We start from the raw sequence: 23,235 nt of genomic DNA on the forward strand, positions 1-23,235 counted from the left end.
GGCCCGTCGGGACCGGTGACGACAACCGTCCGGACGGACCGCGGCGGGCGGGTGCGCGGCCTCGCCCGTTCCCATCGCACCCGGACGGACCACGGCGAGCGTTCGTAGAATCCGGCCAGGGATGCTCCGCATCCGTGGGTGGAGGGACGCCATGGACGAGACGGCCGAGCCGGCAGACCGCGAACCCGCCACGGGGCGGACGCAGGACGACGTGAGGACGGGATCCGCGCCTCCTGGCCCGCCGGCCGACACGGCGGTCCGGAAGCCGCCCGTCGAGCGCTGGGTCTTCTGGCCGGCCGCGGGGATCGTGCTCGCGTTCGTCGCCGTCGCGCTCGCCGCGCCTCGTGCCACCGAGGACGTCTTTTCGGCCGTCCAGGGGTGGATCGTGCGGGACTTCGGCTGGTACTACGTGATCGCCGCGGCCGCGTTCGTCGTCTTCGCGATCTGGATCGGGTTCAGCCGGTTCGGCGACATCGTGCTCGGCCAGGACGACGAGGCGCCGGAGTTCTCGACGCTCTCGTGGCTGTCGCTGCTGTTCGCCGCGGGCATGGGCATCGGGCTCGTGTTCTACGGCGTCGCCGAGCCGCTCAGTCACTTCGCCGCACCACGGCCGGGGGTGACGGGCGACGACGACGCCCTCGCGCAGCAGGCGCTCACGCAGACGTTCCTGCACTGGGGCCTGCACGCGTGGGCGATCTACGTCGTGGTCGGGCTCGCCCTGGCGTACGCGATCCACCGGCGGTCGCGACCGGTGTCGATCCGCTGGGCGCTCGAGCCGCTGCTGGGCAAGCGCGTGGTGGGCGGGTGGGGCAACCTCATCGACGTCCTCGCGCTGATCGGCACGCTGTTCGGGGTCGCGACGTCGCTCGGGCTCGGCGTGCTGCAGATCGGGGCGGGGCTCGAGTACACCGGGGCGGCGGAGAACACCCGGGGCCTGCAGATCGGGTTGATCGTCGTCGTCACGCTGATAGCCGTCGGGTCGCTGCTGAGCGGCGTCGGCAAGGGCATGAAGATCCTGTCGAACATCAACCTCGTGCTGGCGGCCGTGCTGCTCGTCTTCGTCCTGTTCGTCGGGCCGACGCAGTTCCTGCTCGGCGAGTTCGTGCAGTCGATCGGACAGTACGTGCAGGGGTTCGTCGGGCTGGCGTTCGACACAAGCGCCTTCGCGGGTCGGGCCGGGCAGGAGTGGCAGGGCGCGTGGACGACGTTCTACTGGGGCTGGTGGATGTCGTGGGCGCCGTTCGTCGGCATCTTCATCGCGCGGATCTCCCGCGGACGGACCGTCCGGCAGTTCGTGCTCGGCGTGCTGTTCGTCCCGACGCTGCTGACCTTCCTCTGGTTCGCGATCATGGGCGGCACCGCGCTGTACGACCAGCTGCACGGCACCGGCGACCTCGTCGGGGCGGACGGCAGCGTGTCCGTCGAGCAGGTCCTGTTCCAGCTGCTCGGCGGGATGCCCGCCGGGTCCGTGCTCGTGATCGGGGCGATCATCCTGATCGGGGTGTTCTTCGTGACCTCGGCGGACTCGGGCGCGCTCGTGATGGGCATGATCGCGACCGGCGGGCAGATCGAGCCGAAGAACTGGATCCGGGTGTTCTTCGCCGGGGTCACGGCCCTCGTCGCGGTGGCGCTCCTGCTCGCGGGCGGGCTGAACGCGCTGAAGACCGCGGCGATCACGACGGCGCTCCCGTTCAGCGTCGTGATGGTGCTGATGTGCTGGTCGACGGTGATCGCCTTCACGCGGGAGCGTCGGGCGTACGCGCGGGCGGAGCGTCGGGCGTTGATGGCGGACCTCGCGGACTTCTACCAGCAGGAGGTCGTCGAACCCGCGGAGCGCGCGCCGAAGACCGGCCCGATCCAGAAGCTCGCGCGCCGCATGCGGCACTGAGGCGGGGGCGGCAGGCCCGCTTCGTGAGCAGAAATGGTCGCCTGGGCTGCCCGCACCCGACAGTTTCTGCTCACCAAGCGCCCGCGGCGCGACGCGGGCGGCACGGCGCGGCTCGGCGCGGCGCACGCGGCACGAGCGAAGGGAACGCCGGGATCGCGGCGCGTGGCGGAAGCACCCCTGCGAAGCGACGCGCTCCGCGATCCCGGCGGGTCTGGTGGGCGGCACGTGGCCGCTCGGGTCAACTCGGCTCGGTCACGCGATCACGGCCACGTCGTCGCCCGCGCCCTGCGGCCCGTCGTCGTCGGACCACGCCCCGGGGCGTCCGAGCACCGGCCCCCGCGTCGCGTCGAGCCCCGCGAGCAGCCCACTGTCGAGCCGGTGCGCCAGCTCGACCTCGGCGATCACCCGTTCGCGTTCCTCGGCCGACCACGGAGCCGCATCGAGCTGCGCCCGGTAGGTCTGCTCGAACGCGCTCGGGTCGGCGACCTGGTCGAAGATGTAGAACAGGACGCCGTTCGTCTCGAAGCCGAACTGCTCCGCGAGCAGCCGCCCGATGAGTCGCCCCCCGGACAGGTCGCCGAGGGACCGCGTGTAGTGGTGGGCGACGAACCCGCCGGGCCACGTCGCCGCGACCTCGTTCAGTCGTCGGACGTACGCGGTGGTCTCGGGCAGCGGGCACACGAGCTCGGACCAGTCCGGACCGATGAGGTACTCGAGGTCCGCCCGGATCGCCGGCATCCGCGTCAACTGCGACGTGACGAAGGGGGCAGCCACGGGGTGGTCCGCCATCCGCTCGGCCGCGCGCTCGAGGGCGTCGTACACGAACGCGTACTGTCCGAGCAGGGCCGCGTACTCGCCGACGTCGCACCGCCCGGCGAGCAGGTCCTGCATGAACCCGTCGCCACCCGACCCCTGCGAGCGACGCGTGCGCCGACGCAGCAGCTCGGAGAACGGGATGACGGTGTCCATGGAGGTAAGGCTAACCTTACTGAGCGGTACGTCAAGCACAGCGCACCCAGAAGTCGAGAGAGGAAGCTCGCACCGATGAGCTCGAAACCCAAACGCCCCCAGCACGTCTTCGTCGTCGACCGCACGGAGCGTCTCTCGCCGCACATGGTCCGCGTCCACCTCGGCGGTCCCGCCTTCGACGAGTTCGTCGCGGCAGCGGACCCGGAGCGGCTCGCCACCACGGACAAGTACGTCAAGCTCCTGCTCGCGAAGCCGTCGCTCGGGCTCACGCCGCCGTACGACCTCGAGTCGCTGCGCGAGTCGCTCCCGAAGCACGACCGGCCGGCGCGCCGTACCTACACCGTGCGCGCCGTCGACCACGAGGCGAAGACCATCGCCGTCGACTTCGTCGTGCACGGCGACGACGGCCTCGCGGGTCCCTGGGCGGCCTCGGCGCAGCCCGGCGACCTCCTCGCCCTCTCCGGTCCCGGCGGCGGGTACGCCCCGTCCACCGACCCCGACGTCACCCACGTGCTGCTCGGCGACGACAGCGCGCTCCCCGCGATCTCCGCCGCCCTCGAGGGCATGGCCGACACCGCCACGGGCGTCGCCCTCGTCGAGGTGGCGGGTCCGGCCGACGAGCAGGACGTCGCGCACCCGGCCGGGGTCGACCTGCGGTGGCTGCACCGCGACGCCACCGGCGCCGAGCCGGGCACGCTGCTGCTGGAGGCGGCTCGCTCGCTGGAGCGCGCCTCCAGGCCCGTGCAGGTGTTCGCGCACGGCGAGCGGACCGCGATGAAGGCGATCCGTCGACTGCTGCAGGACGACTGGGGACTCGAGAAGTCCGAGATGTCGCTGTCCGCGTACTGGGCGCTCGGGCGCGCCGAGGACCGGTTCCAGGAGGAGAAGCGCGAACCGATCGGCGTCATCTTCACCGAGTAGCGCCGGCCTGGAGGCGCGGCTGGCGTCGGTGGGTCGGGCTAGCGTTCCCGGCATGGTCGCCCTCTCGTGCTGCGCGCCCGGTTGCGACGCCGGTGCGGTCGCCGGGTCGGCGGTGCCCGCGGTGCCGCTGTGCGCCGGACACGTCGCCCTCGTGGTCGACGCCGCCGCCGAGCACGTCGGCGTCGAGGACGTGCTGCCCGGCCCGTGCCCGGTGTGCGGGTCGCGGGTCGGCGTGCGCTTCCCGTCGGGTGCGGTGTGTGCGACGTGCGAGTGGCGCTGGGGCGACGTGCCGGACGGGGACCTCGCTCCCCCGAGGGTCGACGTCGTGTACTACCTGCGGATGCGGGACGACTTCGGCGACCGGATCAAGATCGGGACGACGGCGAACCCGCGGCAGCGGCTCGCGGCGATCCCGCACCAGGACCTCCTCGGGTTCGAGCGCGGCGACCGGACCCTCGAGCGGCGGCGGCACGCGCAGTTCGCCGGGTCGCGGTACCCCGGTACGGAGTGGTTCCGGGTGACGCCGGAGTTGCTCGAGCACGTCGCGGTCGTGGCCGCGGGCGTGAGCGACCCGTGGGAGCTGCACGCCCGGTGGCGGAGCGAGGCGCTGGCGCTGCGCGGGTGACGCGCGGCGCGGTGCGGCGGCGGGCGGCCGGCGGCGCCCGGTCGGCGAGTGTTGCGCACAACGCAAGGCAAGTAGAACCGCGGGGAACCGCGGTTCCAGCCCACTGTGGTTGTGCGGCGGGCGAAGGCGTGCGCGCCCCGCGCGTCGAACCACGAAAGCGACGTCGCACCAGCCGTCGCACGCGGTTCGACGTCGTTTCCGTGGTTTGACGCGGGGGCGGCGGGCGGCCGGCGGGTGCTGCGCACAACGGAAGGCACGCCGAACCGCGGGGAACCGCGGTTCCGGCGCACTGTGGTTGTGCGGCGCCGACGCGCGGGCGCCAGCGCGTCAGCGCGCGTACGCGTCGACGAAGAGCGCGCCGCGGACCTCGCGCAGCGTGTCGGCCAGGCGCGCGATCGTCCGGCCGGAGATCCCGGAGACCTCGAGGTCGTACGGCCCCAGCGCCTGCAGCCGGCCGGTCCGGATACGGACGACCTCCCACCCGACACCGCGCACGGCACGGTCCTTCCGGCGGTCCGTCTCCTGCCGGGGTCCGACGTGCTCGAGGCCGTGACGTCCGGTGGAGTCGTACTCGATCGCGACGCGGAGCTCCGGCAGGATGATGTCCGGCCAGACCTCGACGTGGTCGAAGAACGGTCGGTCGAGGCGGATCGCGGAGTGGTCGAACGTGAAGGCGAACCGCTCGGCGAGGGCGGCCCGGAGCTCGGCCTCGACCGCGGAGGCCGTCGCCGGGGCGCACACGCTCGTGAACGACTCCCCCGAGGGCAGCCGCGGCGTCTTCGGGCAGATCGACCGCGGGACGGCCGGGGGCCGAGGCCGGCGGGGTGCACCGGGTTCCGGGCGACGAGGGCGGGACCGCGTCGACGCCACGGCACCGGCCGGGGTCCCTCGCGCCGGAGCCGCGGGCAGGGTCTGCCGACCGGTGACCCGCACGACCCGCTGCGGCACCGGCACCGCGGCCGGCCAGTCGGAGGGCAGCACGGGCCAGCGCTGCGGCTGGGCCTGGACGGCGCACTCGGGGCACCACACCGACCGGCGTCGTTCACGACCCGGACGGGAGCGCTGCTCACCCGGGGTCGCGACGAAGACGTGCCCGACGTCGCACTCCCACGTCAGCAGGACCTCGGCAGCTGGTGGCACCTGGCTGAGGACGACGCCGTGGTTCCACTCCGGGTGGTACTGCCGGACGAGCACCGGGTACGAGGACCACTCGGCACGGAACTCCCCCACGGCGTACGGAACCGCCACGCCGCGCGACCACTGTCGGCGGCGCCACCACGCGTCGACGGGTTCGGCCACGCTGTCACGCTAGGCAGCACCACCGACAACCGCCACGGCGAGGGGATCAGTCGGCGAGGGCGTTCCGCACGTAGCCGACGAGGGCGTTCGCGTGCCCGTGTCCCATGCCGTGCTCGGTCTTGAGCCAGGCGACGACCTCCATGTGCTTCTGGCCGTCGAGCCGGTCCACGACGAGGTCGAGCCACTCCTGCACCGGACGCCCGTAGGTCTTCTCGATGCTCGGGAAGTACGACGCCGGCCCCTTCGGCTTGCTGCCGTCGGCCGGCGGCTCCGGTGCGGTCACGCGGTGTGCGGTCATGGGGGTCACGATAGCCGCCGTCCCGCGTCACAGAGCGTCATCCGATCCCCGCGTGTGACGCCGGGTTCCCTCCCGTGCCGATGTGTTTCGCGCGGCGTTGTCGCGCCTCGGCGCACCTCCTACGGTCGCGACATGACCCAGACCACCGACACGGAGCGCCCGACCGGAAGCCCCGCCGGAACTCCGACCGGAAGTCCCGCCGGAAGCCCGGCCGACGCGACCATCGACGCCGCCGGACGCGCCGCGCTCGACCGCCCCGTCGTCCCGCTGCGCCACCCGCTGCGGTGGATCGCCGCGGCGGTCGTCCTCGTGGTCCTCCTGAACTTCGTCGAGACGCTCTTCACCAACGAGCAGTGGGGCTGGCCGGCGGTCGGCAAGTGGCTGTTCAGCCCGGCGATCCTGACCGGCCTGCAGCTCACCCTCGTCGCGACGGCACTGAGCGCGGTGATCAGCTTCGCCGGCGGCATCGTCGTGGCGATCGGCCGGCTCTCGCGCAACCCGGTGCTGTCCGGGCTCGCCTGGGGCTACGTGTGGCTGTTCCGTTCGGTGCCGCTCATCCTGGTGCTCGTCTTCCTCTACAACCTCGGGTCGCTGTACCCGACCATCGGCATCGGCGTCCCGTTCGGACCGCAGTTCGAGGTCCCGACCGCGAACGTCCTCGGCGACCTGGCGATCGGCGTCATCGGGCTGAGCCTCAGCGAGATCGCCTACGCGTCGGAGATCGTCCGCGCCGGTGTGCTCGCCGTCGACCACGGCCAGCACGAGGCCGCGCAGGCCCTCGGGCTCCCCCGCCGCCGCCAGTTCGTGCGGGTGATCCTGCCGCAGGCGCTCCGCTCGATCGTGCCGGCCTTCGTGAACCAGATCGTCGGCCTGCTCAAGGCGTCCTCGCTGCTGTTCTACGTGTCGCTCCTCGACCTGTTCGGCGTGGTGCAGAACCTGTCGAGCACGTACCCGACGGACGTCATCCCGCTGCTCGTCGTGGCGACGATCTGGTACCTCGCGCTCACGAGTGCGGTGTCGATCGTGCAGTACTACGTCGAGCGCTGGACGGCCCGCGGCTCCGTCCGCGCGCTCCCGCCGACGCCGTTCCAGCGGCTCCGGTCCGCGGTGCGCCGCGGTTCCGGGCGCGGCCGGGGAGGCCCAGGAGGCGCGGATCGCCCCTCCTCGTCGGCACGCGCTGCACAGGTGGTCGCCGCCGACCGCGTGGTCGCGTCCGGCCAGAACGACGGGAAGGCCATCTGATGAGCGCCACCATCGGCATCCACGGCGCCGTGAAGGCCTTCGGCGAGAACGTCGTCATCGACGGCGTCGACCTGTCGCTGCCGTCCGGGAGCGTCACCGTGATCCTCGGCCCGTCCGGGTCCGGCAAGTCCACGCTGCTGCGGGCGATCAACCACCTCGAACCCCTCGACCGCGGTGTCGTCACCGTCGGCGGCGAGACCATCGGCGTCCGGGTGCGGACCGGCCGCGACGGGGTCCCGCGCTACAAGGAGCTGCCCGAGCGCCTGATCCTGCGGCAGCGCTCCCGGATCGGGTTCGTGTTCCAGCACTTTAACCTGTTCCCGCACCTCACCGCGCTCGAGAACGTGGCCGAGGGACCGATCGCCTCCGGGGTCCCCGCCGCCACCGCGAGGGCCCGGGCCCAGACGCTGCTCGAACGCGTCGGTCTCGGCGACCGCGGAGCCACCCGCCCGCGCCAGCTCTCCGGCGGGCAGCAGCAGCGCGTGGCGATCGCCCGGGCGCTGGCGCTCGAGCCCTCGGTGGTCCTGCTGGACGAACCGACCTCGGCCCTCGACCCCGAACTCGTCGGCGAGGTGCTCGGCGTGATCACGGACCTCGCCGAGTCCGGTACGACGCTCGTCATCGTCACGCACGAGGTCGCCTTCGCCCGCGAGGTCGCCGACCACGTCGTCTTCCTCGACCACGGCCGCATCGTCGAGCAGGGCCCACCGGCGCAGCTCATCGACGACCCGCAGCACCCCCGCACGCGCGACTTCCTGTCCCGCGTCCGCTGAACTCCCCACCCGTTCCGACCCACGACGCACCCTGGAGAACCATGTCCCCGATCACCCCCTCCCGCTGGCGGCACCGCGCCGGCGCCCTCGTCCTCGCCGCCGGCGTCGTCGTCGCCCTCGCCGGCTGCGCCGCGAACGCCAGCGCCGGCACCGGCTCGGACGACGGCACCGTCACGATCGGCGCCGCCTCGAACGGCGCCGCGACCGAGACGAAGGTCTCCGTGCAGGAGGACTCGAAGCTCCACGACGAGCTCCCCGCCGACGTCAAGCAGTCCGGCAAGCTCGTCATCGGCATCGGGGCCCTGCCGTCCGGGTACCCGCCCCTCGCCTTCACCGGCGACGACCAGAAGACGCTGACCGGTTCCGAGCCCGACCTCGGCCGTCTCGTCGCGGCGAAGCTCGGCCTCGAGCCCCAGGTGAAGAACGCCACGTGGGACAACCTGTTCGTCGGCATCGACGGCGGATCGGTCGACGTCGGCCTGTCGAACATCACCGTGACGGAGCAGCGCAAGGAGAAGTACGACTTCGCCTCGTACCGCCAGGACAACCTCGCGCTGCAGGTGAAGGAGGGCAGCTCCCTGCGGTTCGACGGAGACCCGTCCGTGCTCGCCGGCAAGACGATCGCCACCGACTCCGGCACGAACCAGGAGAAGATCCTGCTCGGGTGGAAGGCCGACCTCGCGAAGCAGGGCAAGACCATCACGGTGAAGTACTACCCGGACGCGAACGCGAAGCTCCTAGCCGTGCAGTCCGGCAAGGTCGACGGCTACCTCGGCCCGAACCCGACGATCGCCTACCAGAACAAGCAGAACGCGGGGACGGCGAAGGCGACGACGACCGCGGGCACGTACTCGGGTGCCGGCGCCGACCTGCAGGGGCTCATCGCGGCGACCACCAAGAAGGGCGACGGGCTCGCGAAGCCGGTCCAGGAGGCCATCAACGAGCTCATCGACGACGGCACGTACGCCAAGTGGCTCACGGCCTACAACCTGTCGAACGAGGCCGTGAAGCAGTCCGAGCTGAACCCGGAGGGCCTGCCGCTCGACGCCAGCTGACCCGGCACGCGCTGTCCGACACCCCCGTGGCCGATCTGGCCGCGGGGGTGTCGTCGCGCGTGCCCTCGGGGCGCGGTGCGGTGCGGTGCCGTGCCATGCCGTGCGACAAGGTCGACGTCGTACGACAGCAGTCACGTCGCTCGTTGCGCACGCGGGCTTCCGCGGACGCACGACAGCGACACGGTCGACGTCGTACGACGACGACGATGTCGCGTCGAGTCGGCAACCGACCAGCCGTGCGCGAGACACGCGCACACGACGGACGGGAGGCGCGGTGCCAGCTGGCACCGTGCCTCCCGTCCGTCGGCCGACGACGTCTCAGACCGCGGCCGGCACCGCCTGCTCGGCACGCCGCGCCCACTCGGCCGCGAGCAGCTCGTAGGAGCGCACCCGCGCGTCGTGGTCGTGCGTGATCGTCGTGACGAGGAGCTCGTCCGCCCCGGTGGCCCGCCGGAGCGTCTCGAGCTGGTCCGCGACCGTGCCCGCATCGCCGACGAACCGCGTGGCGATGCGGTCCGCGACCGATGCCGCCGCAGCGTCGTCCAACGGGTGCTCCCGGGCCCACTCGGGCGTCGGGTACTCGATCGCCCCGACACCGGAGCGGATGGAGTGCACCCACTGGCCGTAGCCGAGGGCGAGTCCGGACGCCTCGTGGGTGTCCCGGCCGACGACGACGTCCGCCGACACGATGACGTGCGGCGCGTCGAGCACACCGGGGCGGAACGCGTCGCGGTACGCCTCGACCGACGCCAGGACCGTGCCCGGCGACGTGTGGTAGTTCGCGCCGTAGGGCAGGCCGAGCGCGCCGGCGGCCCGTGCGCTCGCACCCCCGGTGGAGCCGTGGATCCAGAGTTCGACGGGGGTACCGGCGGCGGGCGGCGCCTCGACGACCGCGCCGTCGTGTGACCAGGTCCCGGCGAACAGCGCCCGGATCAGGTCGAGTTCGCCCTCGAACCGGTCGACGTCGCCCGGCACGCGACCGAGCAGCTCGCCCTGCAGCGCGAACCGGCTGCGCGGGGCGATCCGGAAGTCGAACGGTGCCGGGATGAGCAGCCCGTCGACGACCTCGTCCTCGCGCGGGGCGAGCGACGGCGGCTTCGGAGCACCGGGTGCGGGGGCGCCCGACCGGCCGAGACCGAGGTCGATCCGCGGCCCGTACAACGCGGCGAGCGTGCCGAAGGTCTCGGCGATCTGCAGCCCTCGGACGTTGCCGACCAGCGTCGCCGCGCTGCCGACGCGGATCGTCGAGGTCGCGGCGGCCACGGCCCCGATCACGATGTTCGGTGCGCTGCCGGCGACACCCGGGTTGAGGTGGTGCTCGGCGAGCCAGTACCGGGCGTACCCGGCACGCTCGGCGTGCTGCGCGAGGTCGATCGTGCGGTGCAGCGCCTGCGCGGCGGTGGACCCGGCGCTGACCGGGACGAGGTCGAGGACGGACAGGGGGACGGCGGTCATGCTGCGTCCGTCCAGGCGCCGGTGAGCTGGTCGAGGCGGGTGTCCGCGCCGAACGCGATGCCGTGCACGTCCTTCGTTGTGGCGATGATGCTGGTGAGCTCGTGCACGGGGACGAAGTCCACCTGCGACGCGATCCGTTCCTGGATCGCCGCGAACGTGGCCGCACGCTCGGTGGCGGACGACTGCGAGAGCTCCTTCGTGAACAGGGCGTCGAGCGTGCCGTCGGCGGCGCCGATCGACTGGGCGCCGTCGCTCGAGAACTTCGAGCGGAGGACGTCGCCGTCGGCGCGGGAGCTGTTGTCCCACGCGAGGTCCCAGTCCCCGCTCGTGGTGTTGGCGAGGTACTGCGGGACGGTGCCGCTCTCGAGGGTCAGACCGACGCCGACCTTCCGCAGCTCCTGCTGGATGAGTTCGAGCGAGGTCTGGTTCGGCCCGAAGTTCGTGATCCAGATGAGCTTGAGCCGAAGCTCCTGGCCGTCCTTCGCGCGGATGCCGTCCGAGCCCGTCTTCCACCCGGCCTCGTCGAGCGCCTGCTCGGCCGCGGCCGGGTCGTACGAGATCGCCGAGGAGGTGTCGGAGTACCCGGGGGTGGTCGAGCCGAGCACCGACGTCGCGACCTCGAACAGGTCGTTCAGCGACGTGTCCCGGACGGTCTTCGGGTCGACGGCCTGCGCGATCGCCCTGCGGACGACGAGGTCGGACACGAGCGGGCGCTTCTGGTTGAACGTGAGCCCGAACACCTGCCCGGGGTTGGCGCGGGTCACGAGCTCGTACTGCGACTTGAGCGTGTCGACGTCGCTCGGCTGCACGCTGCTGATCGCGTCGAGCTGGCCGGACTGCAGGCTGCCGGTGCGGACGCTCGCCTCCGGGACGACCTGGAACGTCACCTTCGACAGGTGCGCCGCGCCGGTGTTCGACCGCGCGGCCGGGCCCCAGTCGTAGTCCTTGCGCTTCGTCAGGACGGTGGAGGTGTTCTTCGTGTACGACGACAGCGTGAACGGGCCCGTCCCGATGACGGCCGTGCCGTCGGCCCGGTCCTCGAACGGCGTCTCGGTGGTCTTCGGCGCGACGATGCCGAGCGCGACCGACGCGGTGGCGTTCGGGAACGCGGCGTTCGGCGTCGTGAAGTCGACCTCGACGGTGTCGTCGTCGACGACCTTCGTCTCCTGGTACCCCGAGAAGTACGCGGCGGCGGTGCTGGACGCCCCGGCCTTCGCGATGTCGTCGAAGGTGTCCTTCACGGCGGTGGCGTCGAAGGCCGACCCGTCGGAGAACGTCACACCGGAGCGCAGGTCGAACGTGAACGCGGTCGCGTCTGCGTTCGCCGAGTACTTCGTCGCCAGCCAGGGCTTCAGCGAGCCGTCCGACGGGTCCTGCCAGAGCAGCGAGTCGACGAGCTGCCGGGTGATGGCGAGGGTGTCGTTGCCGGCGCCGGTCCCGGTCGGGTTGAGCGTGATCGGGTCGTTGGCGATCGCGTAGGTCAGCGAGCCGCCGTCGACGGGCTTCGACGAGGACGACGACGCGGTGCCGCCCGACGAGCAGCCGGCCATCACCAGGGCCGCCGCGGTGCCGGCCGCGATCGCGACCACCAGACGGATCGGGGTGCGGTGGATGGTCATGAGACTCCTTCGGAGGGGGTGAGGGGTGCGACGCGCCGGGATCGACCGGGGATCGCGTCGAGCAGGGCACGGGTGTACTCGTGCTGCGGGTGGTGGAGGACCTCGGCGACAGCGCCGTGCTCGACCACACGCCCGCCCCGGAGGACGGACACCTCGTGGGCGATGCGGCGGACGACGGCGAGGTCGTGCGAGATGAACAGGTACGTGACGCCGAGCGTCTCCTGCAGCGACGCGAGCAGGTCGAGGATCTGCGCCTGGACGGACACGTCGAGCGCCGAGACCGGTTCGTCCAGGACGACGAACGACGGGTCGAGCGCGAGCGCCCGGGCGATGGCGACGCGCTGCCGCTGGCCGCCCGACAGCTCCGACGGCCGCCGCCCCGCCGCCGATGCGGGCAGGGCCACGAGGTCGAGCAGCTCCGCCGCACGGGCCGCACGAGACCGCCGGGTGCCGATCCCGAACGCCGCGAGCGGGTCGGCGATGATCGACCCGACCGAAAGCCGCGGGTGCAGGGCCGCGTACGGGTTCTGCTGCACGATCTGCGCGCGGCGCCGGTACGCCCGCAGCGCCGCACCGCGGGCGGCGCTCACGTCGTCGCCGTCGAACCGGACGGTGCCCACGTCGGCGCGCTCGAGACCGAGCACGAGGCGCGCCGTGGTCGACTTCCCGGACCCGGACTCCCCCACCAGCGCGAGGGTGCGGCCGCGCGGGACGGTCACGTCGACGCCGTCGACGGCGGCCACGCGGGCGAAGGACTTCCGCAGGCCCGTCGCGACGACGAGCGGGTCGTCACGGTCGGACGGGAGGCGCGGGTCGGCCCCCACGGACACGGTCACGTCGTCGAGACTGGGCGCCGCGGCGATGAGCGTGCGGGTGTACGCCTCGCGGGGAGCGCCGAGCACCTCGGCGGGGGTGCCCTGCTCGACGATCCGCCCCTCGGACATCACGACGATCCGGTCCGCCCGGTCCGCGGCGACCCCGAGGTCGTGCGTGATGAAGAGCACGCTCGTCCCCCGCTCGGCGACGAGTCGGTCGAGGTGGTCGAGGATCGTCCGCTGCACGGTGACGTCGAGGGCGCTCGTGGGCTCGTCGGCGACGAGGAGCTCCGGGTCGCCGATCAACGCGATGGCGATGAGCACTCGCTGCCGCATGCCGCCGGAGAGTTCGTGCGGGTACTGCTCCGCGCGCAGTTCCGGACGGTCGATCCCGGCGCGACGGAGCTCCTCCACGGCGCGCTGGCGGGCGTCGGCCCCGGTCGCGATCCCGTGGATCTCGAGCACCTCGGCGACCTGCCGACCGATGCGCGTGACGGGGTTGAGCGAGACGGTCGGGTCCTGCGGCACGAAGCCGATCCGGACGCCGCGGACACGACGGACCTCGGCGTCGGACGCGGTGACCAGGTCGAGGTCCGCGGAACCGGCGGCGGTCCCGGAGAGCCGCACCGTGCCTCCCGTCAGCTCGGCCGCTGCGGGCAGGAGCCGCAGGACCGCGTGCGCCGTCGTCGACTTGCCCGAACCGGACTCGCCGACGATCGCGACGCGCTCGCCGCGACCGACGTCGAGGGAGACGCCGTGCAGCGCCGTCCGCGCGTGCCGGCCGTGGCCGTACGCGACCGTGAGGTCGCGGATGCTGAGGAGGCTCATCGGACGGCCCGCCGTTCGGTGTCGAGTGCCCGGGCGACGCGGTTGCCGGCGAGGACCGTGACCGCGATGACGAGACCGGGGATGGTCGTCAGCCACCACGAGGTGGCGATGAAGTCGCGGCCGGTCGAGACGAGCGAGCCCCACTCCGGTGCCGGCGGCTGGGCGCCGTAGCCGAGGAAGCTCAGGCTGGAGACGGCGAGGATCGCGGTGCCGAACTCGAGCGCGGCGAGGACGAGCACCGGTCCGGCCGCGTTCGGCAGCACGTGCACGAGCAGCACCCGCCACCAGCGGTTCCCGTTCGCCGTGGCCGCCTCGACGTACGGGGCGGTGCGGACCCGGACGACCTCGGAGCGCATGATCCGGGCGATGGTGGCGATGCTCGCGACGCCGACCGCCACCGCGACGTTCACGGTGCCGAAGCCCAGGACGGTGACGATCGTCAGCGACAGCAGCAGGCTCGGGATGGCGAGCAGGACGTCCGCGACGCGCATGAGCACGGTGTCGACCACCCCGCCGACGAACCCGGCGAGGAGCCCGACCACCGAGCCGCCGACGAGCCCGATGAGGATCGCGAGGATCGCCGCCTGCAGGGTGAGCGCCGTGCCGTGCACGACGCGGGCGTAGAGGTCGCGGCCGAGCTGGTCGGTGCCGAACCAGTGTGCGGCGTCGGGCGCGGTGAGCTTCACGGCGGGTTCCGCGGCGAGCGGGTCGAGGTGGGTCAAGGCGCCGGGGAGCAGCGCGGCGAGGACGACCAGGGCGAGCCAGAGCACGGCGAGCGTGAGGGTCGGCCGGGCGACGACGCCTCGGAGTGCGGTCGCGCCGCCGGGGACGCGGTCGGAGACGAGCGACGCGGGACGGCCGATCGCGAGCTGCGTGGTCTCGGTCATGCGGGGACTCCCTGGGGTGTCGGGGCGGTGGTGCCCGTGGTTGCGCCGGGGCCCGCCGCGTCGCCCGTGCCGCCGCCCGGTGTCGGACCGTCCTGCTCCCGGAGCTTCCGGCGGCTCCCGGCCAGGACGACACGCGGGTCGAGGAGCGGGTACACGAGGTCGACGACGAGGTTCGCGACGACGAAGATCGCCGCGGCGACGAGCACGATGCCCTGGACCACGGGGATGTCCTGCCCCTGCACGGCGGTCGCGGTGACGCGGCCGAGGCCCGGGCGGGAGAACACCGTCTCGGTGACGACGGTGCCGGAGAACAGCTGTCCGACGATGAGGCCGGTCACGGTGAGGGCCGGCAGCGCGGCGTTCTTCAGCGCGTGCCGGAGCTGCACGCGCCAGCGTCCGGCGCCCTTGGCGTAGGCGGTGTCGACGTACGGCTCACGGAGCGTCGCGACCAGGGACTTCGACAGCAGCTGGGCGATCGTCGCGCCGGTCGGCAGCGCCAGGGTGATCGCGGGGAGGACGACCGACGACGGTCCCTCGCCGCCGAACGCCGGGAACACGTGCAGGCCGAACGAGAACCACTGCACGAGCAGCAGGGCGAACCAGAAGCCCGGGACGGCGACACCGACCGGCGGCAGCTGCAGCAGGAACTGCCCGAGGGCGCGGTTGCGGGTCCACGTGGCGAGGACCGCGAGCCCGCCGCCGAACACGATCGCGAGCAGCAGGCCGACGACGGCGATCTGCGCGGTGGGACCGACGGCCTCGCCGATGACCTCGGTGACGGGTCGTCCGACGCCGATCGAGCGGCCGAGGTCGCCTGTGAGCAGCGAACCGAGGTGCTGGAAGTACTGCACGAGCACGGGCTGGTCGAGTCCGTACTGGTGGCGGAGCGCGTCGAGCTGCGCCTGCGTCACGTCGGTGGCGTCCGGACCGAGCATGATCCGGGCGGGGTCGCTCGGCAGGACGTAGAGGACGAAGAAGGAGATCGTCCACGCCGCCCAGAGCACGAGCACCGCCTGCCCGATGCGCGAGAGCACGTACCGGGTCACGCCGCCACCACCGTCCGCGCTGGTGCCCACCCGAGGGCCGGCGCGACCCTCGACACGACGTCCGAGACGATCTGCTCGTACTCGTCGCCGGCGAACTCGTACGGCAGCTCGATGCGGAACTCGTCGACCTCGGCGAGCGTGGCGTCCCGGACGAGCTGCTCGACGATCTGCTCGGCCGGTCCCACGAGGTCCGCCGAGAACAGGGTGCGCCGGGGACCCTGCGGTGCCGTCTGCCGATCGAGGCGCGACTCGTACCAGGTCCGGTACCGCTCACGCGAGACGCGGTCGGCCGAGTCCGTCGGGACGACGCATCGTCCCCAGGCGACGCGGGGTGTCCGGCCGGACGGGAGCGCGGCGCGGTAGGCGGCGAGCTGGTTCCGCTGAGCGGTGCCGTAGTCGTCCGTGCCCTCGCCCGAGGTGAGGTTGCCGATGAGCAGGTTGAGCCCGGCGCTGCCCGCGAAGGCGGCCGACCGGAGCGATCCCCCGCCGTACCAGACCCGGTCGACGAGCCCCGGTGCGTACGGCTGCAGCCGCGGGCGCTGGACGTTGCCGGGGCTCTGGATGACGGTGTCGTCCCCGCCGAGGAAGTCCCCGCGCAGGTTGTCGACGAAGCGGGTGACCCGTCCGTAGCCGCGGTCGAAGGAGCGCCAGTCGCCGTCGAACACCAGGTCGCCGAGGATGCCCTCGTGCGGGGCGCTGGTCGACAGCCCGACCTGGACCCGCCCGTGCGACAGGACGTCGGCGAGCGAGAAGTCCTCGGCGAGGCGGAACGGGCTCTCCCACCCGATCGGCACGACGGCGACGCCGAGCTCGATCGCGATCGTGCGCTGCGAGGCCGCGGCGAGGAACACCGCCGCCGATCCGATGCCGTGCTCGAGGTGACGGTGCCGGACCCAGGCGCCGTCGACGCCGAGCCGCTCCGCCGTGACGAAGAGGTCGAGCGTGGCCTCGAGGCCGTCGACGGGTGCGTCGTCCGCGAAGTTCCCCGGCACGAGGATCGACAGGCTGCGCACCGTCACGCGAGCACTCCCCGGCGGTCCCGGATGGTCCCGGGCAGACCGAGCGTCTCGCGGAGCGTCGCGCCCTCGGTGTAGGACTCCCGGTAGACGCCGCGCTCCTGCAGCAGCGGGACGACCGTGTCGACGAACTCGTCGAGGCCGTACGGGTTGGTGTGCGGGACCACGACGAAGCCGTCCGTCGCACGTTCCTGGACGTACCGGTCGATCTCGGCCGCGATGTGGGACGGCGTCCCGACGAACCCGCCGCGCGTCGACACCGCGATGACGAGCTCACGGATGGACAGGTGCTCGGCCTCGGCGCGGTCGCGCCACGACCGCACGAGCGCCGGCACGTCGCGGGTGTGCCGTGCGCGGCCGCGGGTGATCGCGGCGCCCTCGAGGTCCGGCTCGACGTCGGGCAGCGGGCCGTCCACGTCGTACCCGGACAGGTCGCGGTTCCACACCTGCTCGAGGAACGCGATCGCCGTGGCCGGGCTGACCTGGGCACGCTGGATCGCCCGGGCCCGCTCAGCGGCGTCCGCGGCGGTGTCTCCGAGGACGAAGGTCGACGCGGGCAGGATGTGCAGCTCGTCCTTCGAGCGGCCGACGCGCTCGAGGCGCGCCGTGATGTCGTCGTAGTAGGACTTCGCGTCCTCGAACTCGGTGTGCAGCGAGAAGATCACCTCGGCGTGCGCCGCGGCGAGGTCGCGCCCCTCGTCGGAGTCGCCGGCCTGCACGACCACCGGGTGCCCCTGCGGGCTCCGGGGCACCGGGAACGTCCCGGTCACGTCGAACTGCGGCCCGTGGTGGTCGACGTCGCGGATCCGGGAGCGGTCGGCGAACACGCCCGAGGCCACGACGGCGTCGGACTCCCACGAGTCCCAGAGCTCGCGGGACAGCTCGATGAACTCCGCCGCCCGCGTGTACCGGTCGGCGTGGTCCAGGAACCCGCCACGACGGAAGTTCGCGCCGTGGAACGCGTCCGAGCTGGTCACGACGTTCCAGCCGGCGCGTCCGTCGGTGAGGTGGTCGAGCGTCGCGAGCTGCTTCGCGAGTTCGAGCGGCTCGTTGAACGTGGTCTGCAGCGTGCCGACGAGCCCGATGTGCTCGGTGACCCCGGCGAGGGCGGCGAGGACCGCGAGCGTGTTCGGGCGCCCGACGACGTCGAGGTCGTGGATGCGCCCCTTCTGCTCGCGGAGCCGCAGGCCCTCGGCGAGGAACAGGTAGTCGAACAGCCCGCGCTCGGCGTTCCGGGCGAAGTGCTCGAACGACGAGAACGCGATCTGGCTCTCGGCCCGGTCGTCGCTCCAGATCGTGGTGTTGTTGACGCCCGGGAAGTGGGCGGCGAGGTGGACCTGACGCTTGGCGCTCATGCTGGGACCTCCACGGGGGCGGATGCGGACGCGTACCGGCTGACCGCCGGGGCGATGCCGAGCCGCGTGCGCAGGTCGGCGGTGGGACGCGAGGCCACGTCGGCACGGAGGCCGGCCGTGACGAGCGCGGGGACGAGCTCGCGGGCGATCGCCGTGGAGTCGAGCGGGATGCGCAGCGGCCGGAGTCGGACACCGGCGAACCCGAGGTCTCGCAGGTCCCCGATGAGCGTGACGAGCTCGGGCACGGTCGTCGCCAGCACGGACGTGTCGGACGTCGACGCGTACGGGGCACCGGCAGCCGTGTCGAGCGAGGCCAGCGCGTCGGCGGCGGCGGCCGACGACGACCCGATGAGCACCGCGAGGTCGGCGAGGACCGGACGACGGACGTCCGAGCCGGCCACCTGCTCGAGGTGACGGATCTCCGACAGCAGGTCCCGCGCCTCCCGTCCGTCGTACCCGGGCGTGACGAGCACGACGTCCGCAGCGTCCACCGCGAACGCGGCCGCGTCGGCGCGGTGCGCCAGCGAGAAGACCGGCGGACGGCCCTGCGGCGACCGCGGCACGATCGACGCGCCGTGGACCGAGACGAAGGACCCCGCGAACGCGGCGTTGTGGATGCGGTCGCGGTCGATGAACCGGCCGGTGGTCACGTCGCGGATGATCGCGTCGTCGTCCCAGCTGTCCCAGAGTCGCGAGACGACCTCGGCGACCTCGCGCGCCTCGTCGAAGAGGACGGACGCCTCGTCGCCGCCGGGACGGCGCCCGAAGAGCGCTGCCTCGCGGGCCGTCGGGCTCACCTGGATCCGCCACCCGGCTCGCCCCTGCGAGACGTGGTCGAGGGTCTGGAGGCCCGTGGCGACGTGGAACGGTTCGGTGTGCGTCACCGAGACGGTCGGGACCAGACCGAGCGCGCGCGTCGCGGGGGCGACCGCGTTCGCGACGAGGAGGGCGTCGAGGCGGCCGACGACCGTGCTCGTGTCGAGGTCGCCCGCCGCGTCCACCGGACCGGCGGTGAAGGAGTCCTCGATCGTGACGGCGTCGACGCCGAGGCGGTCCTGCTCCACGACGACGTCGCGCCAGTGCCGGAGGCTGGTGAGGCGCTGTGCCGCGGGGCCGGCGGTGCGCCAGGCGGCGGGGTGCCAGCCGGCGCCCTGCAGGGCGGTGACGAGGGTGATGCGGTCGGGCATGGGGTGCGCTTCCGTCGGGTGTGGTCGGTGGTCAGTGCTGGTGCGACGCGGAGGTCGCGGAGTCGGAGGGAGCCGCGGCGTCGGCGCCGAACTTGAAGCCGAGGCGGCCGTGGGCGAACCCGCCGCCGGCGCGGATGGCCGTGGCGACCCAGGCGGCCTCGGCGAGCTCGGCCTCGTTCGCGCCGGCCGTGACCGCGCGCTGGCTGTGGCCGTCGATGCAGTAGACGCACTGCGTGGTGATGCCGACCGCCAGTGCGATGAGCTCCCGGTACTTCAGCGGGATCTCGCGACCCTCGGCCCGGAACACCGACTCGTCGAACTGGACGAAGGCCGAGAGGATGTCCGGGGTCTGCTGCTTGTAGACCTTCGTGAAGGTCTTGTCGTGCTCGCGGTCGAGGTAGTCGGTCATGGTGGCGACGCTATGACCGACCGGGCCCGGGCACGACGGGTGTTGCGGAGCGTGACCGGGCGTTGCCCCGTGTGACGCGGCGGGCCTGGTCGTCGCGTCACACGGCGTCACGCGGAGCGCGCCCTACAGCCCGCGCGCCCGCGCCCCGAGCCGCCCGCGCAACGTGACGTCCTCGTACTCGCGGTGGAACACGCCGCGCCGCTGCAGGATCGGCACGAGCTCGTCGACCACGGTTTCGAGGCCGCGCGGGAACTCGTCGATCATGAGGTTGAAGCCGTCGGCGGCCCCGGTCCGGTACCACTCCTCGATGGTGTCGGCGGCCTGCTCCGGGGTACCGACGACGATCCGGGCGCCGTAGCCACCGAAGCCGCGCAGGACCTCCCGCAGGGACGTGTTGTGCGCGCGGACCCAGCGCACGACGGTCTCGTGGTACCCGAGCGAGGGGCCGTAGGTGACGGGGTCCACCTCGCGGTCGAGGATCGCCGCGGGGACCGGCGCGTCCGGGTCGAGGTCGGTGAGGTCGGCGTCGAGGTGCGTCCCGAGCGCCCGCAGGGAGTAGCCGTCCGGGGCGAGGGCCTCGAGCTCGTCGAACCGCCGCTGCGCCTCGGCCTCGGTGCTGCCGAGCACGAGCGACAGCCCCGGGACGATCGCCACGTCCGCCGCCCGACGGCCGTACGTCCGGGCCGCCTGCTTGACGGCGCGGTAGTGCTCCCGGGCGGGCTCGGGTGTCAGCTCGACGGCGAACACGCCCTCGGCGACGCGCGCGGCGAAGTCTCGTCCGTGCGGCGATCCCCCGGCCTGGAACACCACCGGGTGTCCCTGCGCCGACGGCGGGACGGTGATCGCCCCCGCGAACTCGGTGAACTCGCCGTGGTGGTCGACGGGCACCCCGGTGGCGGCGGACTGCCAGAGCGCCTGCACGAGGTCGACGACCTCGCCGGCACGGGCGTACCGCTCGGGTCGCTCCGGGTTCGTCGCGACGCCGAAGTTCGCCGACACCGACCGGTCGTAGGTCGTCACGGCGTTCCACGCCACGCGGCCGCCGGAGACCGTGTCGAGGGAGAGGAGCCGCTCGGCGAGGTCGACCGGGTCGTTGTAGGTCGTCGACGCCGTCCCGACGAGTCCGAGGTGCGTGGTCGCGGCGGCGATCGCCCCGAGCGCCACGAACGGCTCGAGCAGCCCGTACGCGCGGACGTTCGGGTCGCCGAGCGCGGGGTGGTCCGCGAAGAACACCATGTCCAGCAGCCCGCGTTCGGCGGTCCGGCCGAGGTCCTCCCAGAACCCGGCGGTGAGCAGGTCGGTCGGCTCGACGTCCTGGGTCCGCCAGGCCGCCGGTCGCTGGCCGAAGCCCTGCAGGTTGACGCCGAGGACGAGCCCGGCGTCGGCGTCGGCGATCATGCGCCGACCGGCGCGGGGACCGGCAGACCGAGCAGGTCGCGCAGCGTCCGCCGGTGGGCACCGGGGCCGGTCGGGGTCCGGGAGGCGCGGCTCGGCCCCGACGCACCGGCCTCGCCCGGCAACGGCACGAGCGGGCGCGCGGCCCCGCCGAGCACCAGGTCGGCACCCTCGTGTGCGACGTCGTGCCAGACCGCGAGGACGGGTTCGCCCTGCCGGCTCGACGGCGTCGTCAACGGCCCCCGGACCCGGTACCCGTCCGGCCCGCCGTCGTGGTCGAGCGGGAGGATCCGGGTCGTGTCGGCGAACCGGCCGGCTGCGCGGTCGCCGACGATGCTGTCGAGCGGCCACGTCCGCCAGAGGCCGCGCACCACCTCGGCGAACTCGGCCGGGTCGTGCTGCTCCCCCGTCGCCGGCAGGCCGTGGTCCCGCGCTCCGACGACGAGTCCGACCCGGGCGTCCAGGACGTGGTCGAGGGAGAGCACCCGGCGGGCGACGTTGTACGGGTGCTCCCGGGTCGGGGCCGCGGCGACGAGCAGCCCGTGCGTGGGCAGGGCACGGCCGAGGGCGAGCGCCGCGGTGGTCGGGTCGAGCCGGTGGCCACGACCGCGTTCGGCGTCGAACCGGTCGGTGCCGATCGCGACGACCGCGGCGCCCGAGGCCCGGATCCGGTCGGCGAGGCGGGCGATCCCACCGGGTCGGGCGACGGCGGCGGCGAGGTCGCCGTCCGGTACGGCGACGATGGTCGGTGCGGGTGTCTCGGTCACGGTGGTCCCTCCGTACGCGTGCAGAGCGGCCCGCCACCGTCGCCTCCCCAGCGTCCGTGGCGGGCCGTTGCCGACGACCGTACGGGGCAGCGCGGCCCCGGCGGGTGCAGGTGTCGTCCGGTTGCGCATCGTGACGGCGGGTTACACGCGGTCGAGCGGGCTGGCGCCGTTCACGAGCAGGTCCCCGACGATGCGCCGCTTGTGCACGCGCGGGTTGTGCGAGGCCAGGGTCCGGGCGTTCCGCCAGTGCCGGTCGAGCCCCAGGGAGCGGAACGTGCCGCTCGACCCGAGGGCGTCGAACACGAGCGTCGTCGCGTCGAGCACGGCGTCGGTGACCACCGTCTGCGCCTGGGCGACCGCGATCCAGCTCCGCTCGAGCGCGGCGCGCAGCACCGGGTCCGTCGAGGGGTCCGCCCCGGCGGCCCGGAGTCCGGTGTGGCGGTCGACGGCGGCGTCCACCGGTCCGAGGCTCGCGGCGAACGCGGCGTCGGCGGCGTACACCCGGGCCGCGACGGTGCCGATCGTGCTGAGCAGCTCGGGGTCGGCGGTCGGGTCCGTGGTCGTGCCGTTGTGGTGCCCGCGCTGCCGGGAGCGCAGCGCCTCGACCCCCTCGCGGAGGGCCGCACGCCCGATGCCGACGAGGATCGCGTGCATCACCGTCTGGTAGTACTGCTCCTGGTACGGGTAGCGCGTCGCGTACGGCAGGACCCGCTCGTCGGGCACGTGCACGTCGGTGTACGTCACGCTCCCGCTGCCGGTGATCCGCTGGCCGAACCCGTCCCAGTCGTCGCCGATCCGCACGCCCGGGTCGCGGGCGTCCACGAGCGCGACGAACCGTGCTCCGGCGTCGTCGAGCGCCAGCACCGTGATCCACCGGGCGTAGATGCTCCCCGTCGAGTAGAACTTCCGGCCGGTGACGCGCCAGCCGCCGTCCGGGTCCGGGGTGAGCCGCGTGCTGATGTCCGCTCCGGCCGGGTTCGGCGTCTCGCTCCACCCACCGCCGACGAACTCCCCACCGCCGAGTCGTTCGACGATCGCCCGGTCGGAGGCGCTCCCCTCGGCGTGCACCCGGTCCTCGATGAACGAGAAGTGGTTCCGCCACACGTGCGCGAGGTTCGGGTCGACCTCGGCGATCTCGGCGACCGCCCGGAACACGTCCGACAGCCGGGCCCCGACCCCGCCCCACGCGACCGGGGTGCGCCAGCGCGCGAACCCGGCGTCGACGAGCCACCCGAGCTGGTCGGTGGCGAGCCGTTCCTCGCGCTCCCGCTGCCGGGCGTCGAGGGCGATCCGCTCGATCACCGGTCGCAGCGGCGCGATCAGTTCCTCGTAGCGGGCGTCGGCCGGGATCTCACTCGGGCACATGGCGGCACGCTACCGGCGGTC

The 23,235-nt window shown here is 73.2% G+C and carries 21 protein-coding genes; 6 read left to right on the forward strand and 15 right to left on the reverse strand.

Features of this window, described 5'->3' with window-relative positions; all coding sequences use genetic code 11:
* The first annotated feature begins 121 nt into the window (after positions 1–121).
* A complete protein-coding gene (locus WFH25_RS04755; protein WP_336696982.1) occupies positions 122–1,888 on the forward strand; it encodes a BCCT family transporter in 1,767 nt (588 codons plus the stop codon).
* A 252-nt stretch (positions 1,889–2,140) separates the two neighbouring features.
* Here the strand turns inward: WFH25_RS04755 and WFH25_RS04760 are convergent, their stop codons facing one another.
* The gene (locus WFH25_RS04760) at positions 2,141–2,857 is read right to left on the reverse strand and encodes a biliverdin-producing heme oxygenase (protein ID WP_336696983.1); all 717 of its coding nucleotides are present in this window, start codon (positions 2,855–2,857) and stop codon (positions 2,141–2,143) included.
* Positions 2,858–2,932: 75 nt separating this feature from the next.
* Between WFH25_RS04760 and WFH25_RS04765 the strand changes: the two genes are divergently transcribed.
* Together WFH25_RS04765 and WFH25_RS04770 are read left to right on the forward strand one after the other, a co-directional pair.
* Complete coding sequence (locus WFH25_RS04765; protein WP_336696984.1) at positions 2,933–3,778, forward strand: siderophore-interacting protein; 846 nt, start codon at positions 2,933–2,935, stop codon at positions 3,776–3,778.
* Positions 3,779–3,830: 52 nt separating this feature from the next.
* Positions 3,831–4,403, forward strand: coding sequence for a GIY-YIG nuclease family protein (locus tag WFH25_RS04770; RefSeq protein ID WP_070418769.1), 573 nt, complete (start codon positions 3,831–3,833; stop codon positions 4,401–4,403).
* Between the two features lie 327 nt (positions 4,404–4,730).
* On the opposite strand, the gene WFH25_RS04775 is transcribed toward WFH25_RS04770, so the two are convergent.
* Complete coding sequence (locus tag WFH25_RS04775; protein ID WP_071295978.1) at positions 4,731–5,702, reverse strand: hypothetical protein; 972 nt, start codon at positions 5,700–5,702, stop codon at positions 4,731–4,733.
* Between the two features lie 46 nt (positions 5,703–5,748).
* Entirely contained in the window at positions 5,749–6,000 is a 252-nt protein-coding gene (locus WFH25_RS04780; RefSeq protein WP_336696985.1) for a DUF4287 domain-containing protein, read from the reverse strand.
* Between the two features lie 132 nt (positions 6,001–6,132).
* On the opposite strand from WFH25_RS04780, the gene WFH25_RS04785 reads away from it, so the two are divergent.
* From WFH25_RS04785 to WFH25_RS04795, 3 genes are read left to right on the forward strand one after another with little or no spacing between them, the layout of a single operon-like run.
* Positions 6,133–7,242: an amino acid ABC transporter permease gene (locus WFH25_RS04785; RefSeq protein WP_336696986.1), complete on the forward strand. Its 1,110-nt coding sequence runs from the start codon at positions 6,133–6,135 to the stop codon at positions 7,240–7,242.
* Positions 7,242–8,015, forward strand: coding sequence for an amino acid ABC transporter ATP-binding protein (locus WFH25_RS04790; protein ID WP_070418765.1), 774 nt, complete (start codon positions 7,242–7,244; stop codon positions 8,013–8,015). The genes WFH25_RS04785 and WFH25_RS04790 overlap by 1 nt, the downstream gene beginning before the upstream one ends.
* Positions 8,016–8,056: 41 nt before the next feature.
* Positions 8,057–9,070, forward strand: coding sequence for a transporter substrate-binding domain-containing protein (locus WFH25_RS04795; protein WP_336696987.1), 1,014 nt, complete (start codon positions 8,057–8,059; stop codon positions 9,068–9,070).
* Between the two features lie 318 nt (positions 9,071–9,388).
* Here WFH25_RS04795 and WFH25_RS04800 read toward each other — a convergent pair whose 3' ends face one another.
* From WFH25_RS04800 to WFH25_RS04855, 12 genes are all read right to left on the reverse strand, one after another.
* On the reverse strand, positions 9,389–10,525 hold the full coding sequence (locus WFH25_RS04800) for an LLM class flavin-dependent oxidoreductase (protein WP_336696988.1): 1,137 nt from the start codon (positions 10,523–10,525) through the stop codon (positions 9,389–9,391).
* Positions 10,522–12,144 carry an ABC transporter substrate-binding protein gene (locus tag WFH25_RS04805; RefSeq protein WP_336696989.1) on the reverse strand — a complete coding sequence of 541 codons (1,623 nt, stop codon included), beginning with the start codon at positions 12,142–12,144 and terminating at the stop codon, positions 10,522–10,524. Before WFH25_RS04805 ends, WFH25_RS04800 begins: the two co-directional genes overlap by 4 nt.
* Positions 12,141–13,787, reverse strand: coding sequence for an ABC transporter ATP-binding protein (locus tag WFH25_RS04810; RefSeq protein ID WP_336696990.1), 1,647 nt, complete (start codon positions 13,785–13,787; stop codon positions 12,141–12,143). Before WFH25_RS04810 ends, WFH25_RS04805 begins: the two co-directional genes overlap by 4 nt.
* Positions 13,784–14,674 carry an ABC transporter permease gene (locus WFH25_RS04815; RefSeq protein WP_071301934.1) on the reverse strand — a complete coding sequence of 297 codons (891 nt, stop codon included), beginning with the start codon at positions 14,672–14,674 and terminating at the stop codon, positions 13,784–13,786. Before WFH25_RS04815 ends, WFH25_RS04810 begins: the two co-directional genes overlap by 4 nt.
* Entirely contained in the window at positions 14,671–15,720 is a 1,050-nt protein-coding gene (locus tag WFH25_RS04820; RefSeq protein ID WP_336696991.1) for an ABC transporter permease, read from the reverse strand. The genes WFH25_RS04815 and WFH25_RS04820 overlap by 4 nt, the downstream gene beginning before the upstream one ends.
* Positions 15,717–16,739 (reverse strand): LLM class flavin-dependent oxidoreductase, encoded by a 1,023-nt coding sequence (locus WFH25_RS04825; protein ID WP_336696992.1) that lies wholly within the window; start codon positions 16,737–16,739, stop codon positions 15,717–15,719. The genes WFH25_RS04820 and WFH25_RS04825 overlap by 4 nt, the downstream gene beginning before the upstream one ends.
* Positions 16,736–18,091, reverse strand: a complete 1,356-nt coding sequence (locus tag WFH25_RS04830) for an NtaA/DmoA family FMN-dependent monooxygenase (protein ID WP_336696993.1) — start codon at positions 18,089–18,091, stop codon at positions 16,736–16,738. The genes WFH25_RS04825 and WFH25_RS04830 overlap by 4 nt, the downstream gene beginning before the upstream one ends.
* Positions 18,088–19,278, reverse strand: coding sequence for an LLM class flavin-dependent oxidoreductase (locus WFH25_RS04835; RefSeq protein ID WP_336696994.1), 1,191 nt, complete (start codon positions 19,276–19,278; stop codon positions 18,088–18,090). The genes WFH25_RS04830 and WFH25_RS04835 overlap by 4 nt, the downstream gene beginning before the upstream one ends.
* 31 nt (positions 19,279–19,309) lie before the next feature.
* Positions 19,310–19,687, reverse strand: a complete 378-nt coding sequence (locus WFH25_RS04840) for a carboxymuconolactone decarboxylase family protein (protein ID WP_070418756.1) — start codon at positions 19,685–19,687, stop codon at positions 19,310–19,312.
* A gap of 123 nt (positions 19,688–19,810) precedes the next feature.
* Positions 19,811–21,085 (reverse strand): LLM class flavin-dependent oxidoreductase, encoded by a 1,275-nt coding sequence (locus WFH25_RS04845; RefSeq protein ID WP_336696996.1) that lies wholly within the window; start codon positions 21,083–21,085, stop codon positions 19,811–19,813.
* On the reverse strand, positions 21,082–21,849 hold the full coding sequence (locus tag WFH25_RS04850) for a hypothetical protein (protein WP_336696997.1): 768 nt from the start codon (positions 21,847–21,849) through the stop codon (positions 21,082–21,084). Before WFH25_RS04850 ends, WFH25_RS04845 begins: the two co-directional genes overlap by 4 nt.
* 141 nt (positions 21,850–21,990) lie before the next feature.
* Positions 21,991–23,214 carry an acyl-CoA dehydrogenase family protein gene (locus WFH25_RS04855; RefSeq protein WP_336696998.1) on the reverse strand — a complete coding sequence of 408 codons (1,224 nt, stop codon included), beginning with the start codon at positions 23,212–23,214 and terminating at the stop codon, positions 21,991–21,993.
* Positions 23,215–23,235 lie beyond the last annotated feature (21 nt).

It is taken from the genome of Curtobacterium sp. USHLN213 (genome assembly GCF_037144815.1).
Classification (GTDB): domain Bacteria; phylum Actinomycetota; class Actinomycetes; order Actinomycetales; family Microbacteriaceae; genus Curtobacterium.

Coding starts and splice junctions, on each gene's coding strand:
- WFH25_RS04800 (WP_336696988.1), bottom strand. CDS start 10,525: ATGACCGCCGTCCCCCTGTCCGTCCTCGACCTCGTCCCGGTCAGCGCC.
- WFH25_RS04855 (WP_336696998.1), bottom strand. CDS start 23,214: ATGTGCCCGAGTGAGATCCCGGCCGACGCCCGCTACGAGGAACTGATC.
- WFH25_RS04840 (WP_070418756.1), bottom strand. CDS start 19,687: ATGACCGACTACCTCGACCGCGAGCACGACAAGACCTTCACGAAGGTC.
- WFH25_RS04755 (WP_336696982.1), top strand. CDS start 122: ATGCTCCGCATCCGTGGGTGGAGGGACGCCATGGACGAGACGGCCGAG.
- WFH25_RS04760 (WP_336696983.1), bottom strand. CDS start 2,857: ATGGACACCGTCATCCCGTTCTCCGAGCTGCTGCGTCGGCGCACGCGT.
- WFH25_RS04810 (WP_336696990.1), bottom strand. CDS start 13,787: ATGAGCCTCCTCAGCATCCGCGACCTCACGGTCGCGTACGGCCACGGC.
- WFH25_RS04795 (WP_336696987.1), top strand. CDS start 8,057: ATGTCCCCGATCACCCCCTCCCGCTGGCGGCACCGCGCCGGCGCCCTC.
- WFH25_RS04835 (WP_336696994.1), bottom strand. CDS start 19,278: ATGCCCGACCGCATCACCCTCGTCACCGCCCTGCAGGGCGCCGGCTGG.
- WFH25_RS04845 (WP_336696996.1), bottom strand. CDS start 21,085: ATGATCGCCGACGCCGACGCCGGGCTCGTCCTCGGCGTCAACCTGCAG.
- WFH25_RS04830 (WP_336696993.1), bottom strand. CDS start 18,091: ATGAGCGCCAAGCGTCAGGTCCACCTCGCCGCCCACTTCCCGGGCGTC.
- WFH25_RS04780 (WP_336696985.1), bottom strand. CDS start 6,000: ATGACCGCACACCGCGTGACCGCACCGGAGCCGCCGGCCGACGGCAGC.
- WFH25_RS04805 (WP_336696989.1), bottom strand. CDS start 12,144: ATGACCATCCACCGCACCCCGATCCGTCTGGTGGTCGCGATCGCGGCC.
- WFH25_RS04770 (WP_070418769.1), top strand. CDS start 3,831: ATGGTCGCCCTCTCGTGCTGCGCGCCCGGTTGCGACGCCGGTGCGGTC.
- WFH25_RS04765 (WP_336696984.1), top strand. CDS start 2,933: ATGAGCTCGAAACCCAAACGCCCCCAGCACGTCTTCGTCGTCGACCGC.
- WFH25_RS04815 (WP_071301934.1), bottom strand. CDS start 14,674: ATGACCGAGACCACGCAGCTCGCGATCGGCCGTCCCGCGTCGCTCGTC.
- WFH25_RS04790 (WP_070418765.1), top strand. CDS start 7,242: ATGAGCGCCACCATCGGCATCCACGGCGCCGTGAAGGCCTTCGGCGAG.
- WFH25_RS04785 (WP_336696986.1), top strand. CDS start 6,133: ATGACCCAGACCACCGACACGGAGCGCCCGACCGGAAGCCCCGCCGGA.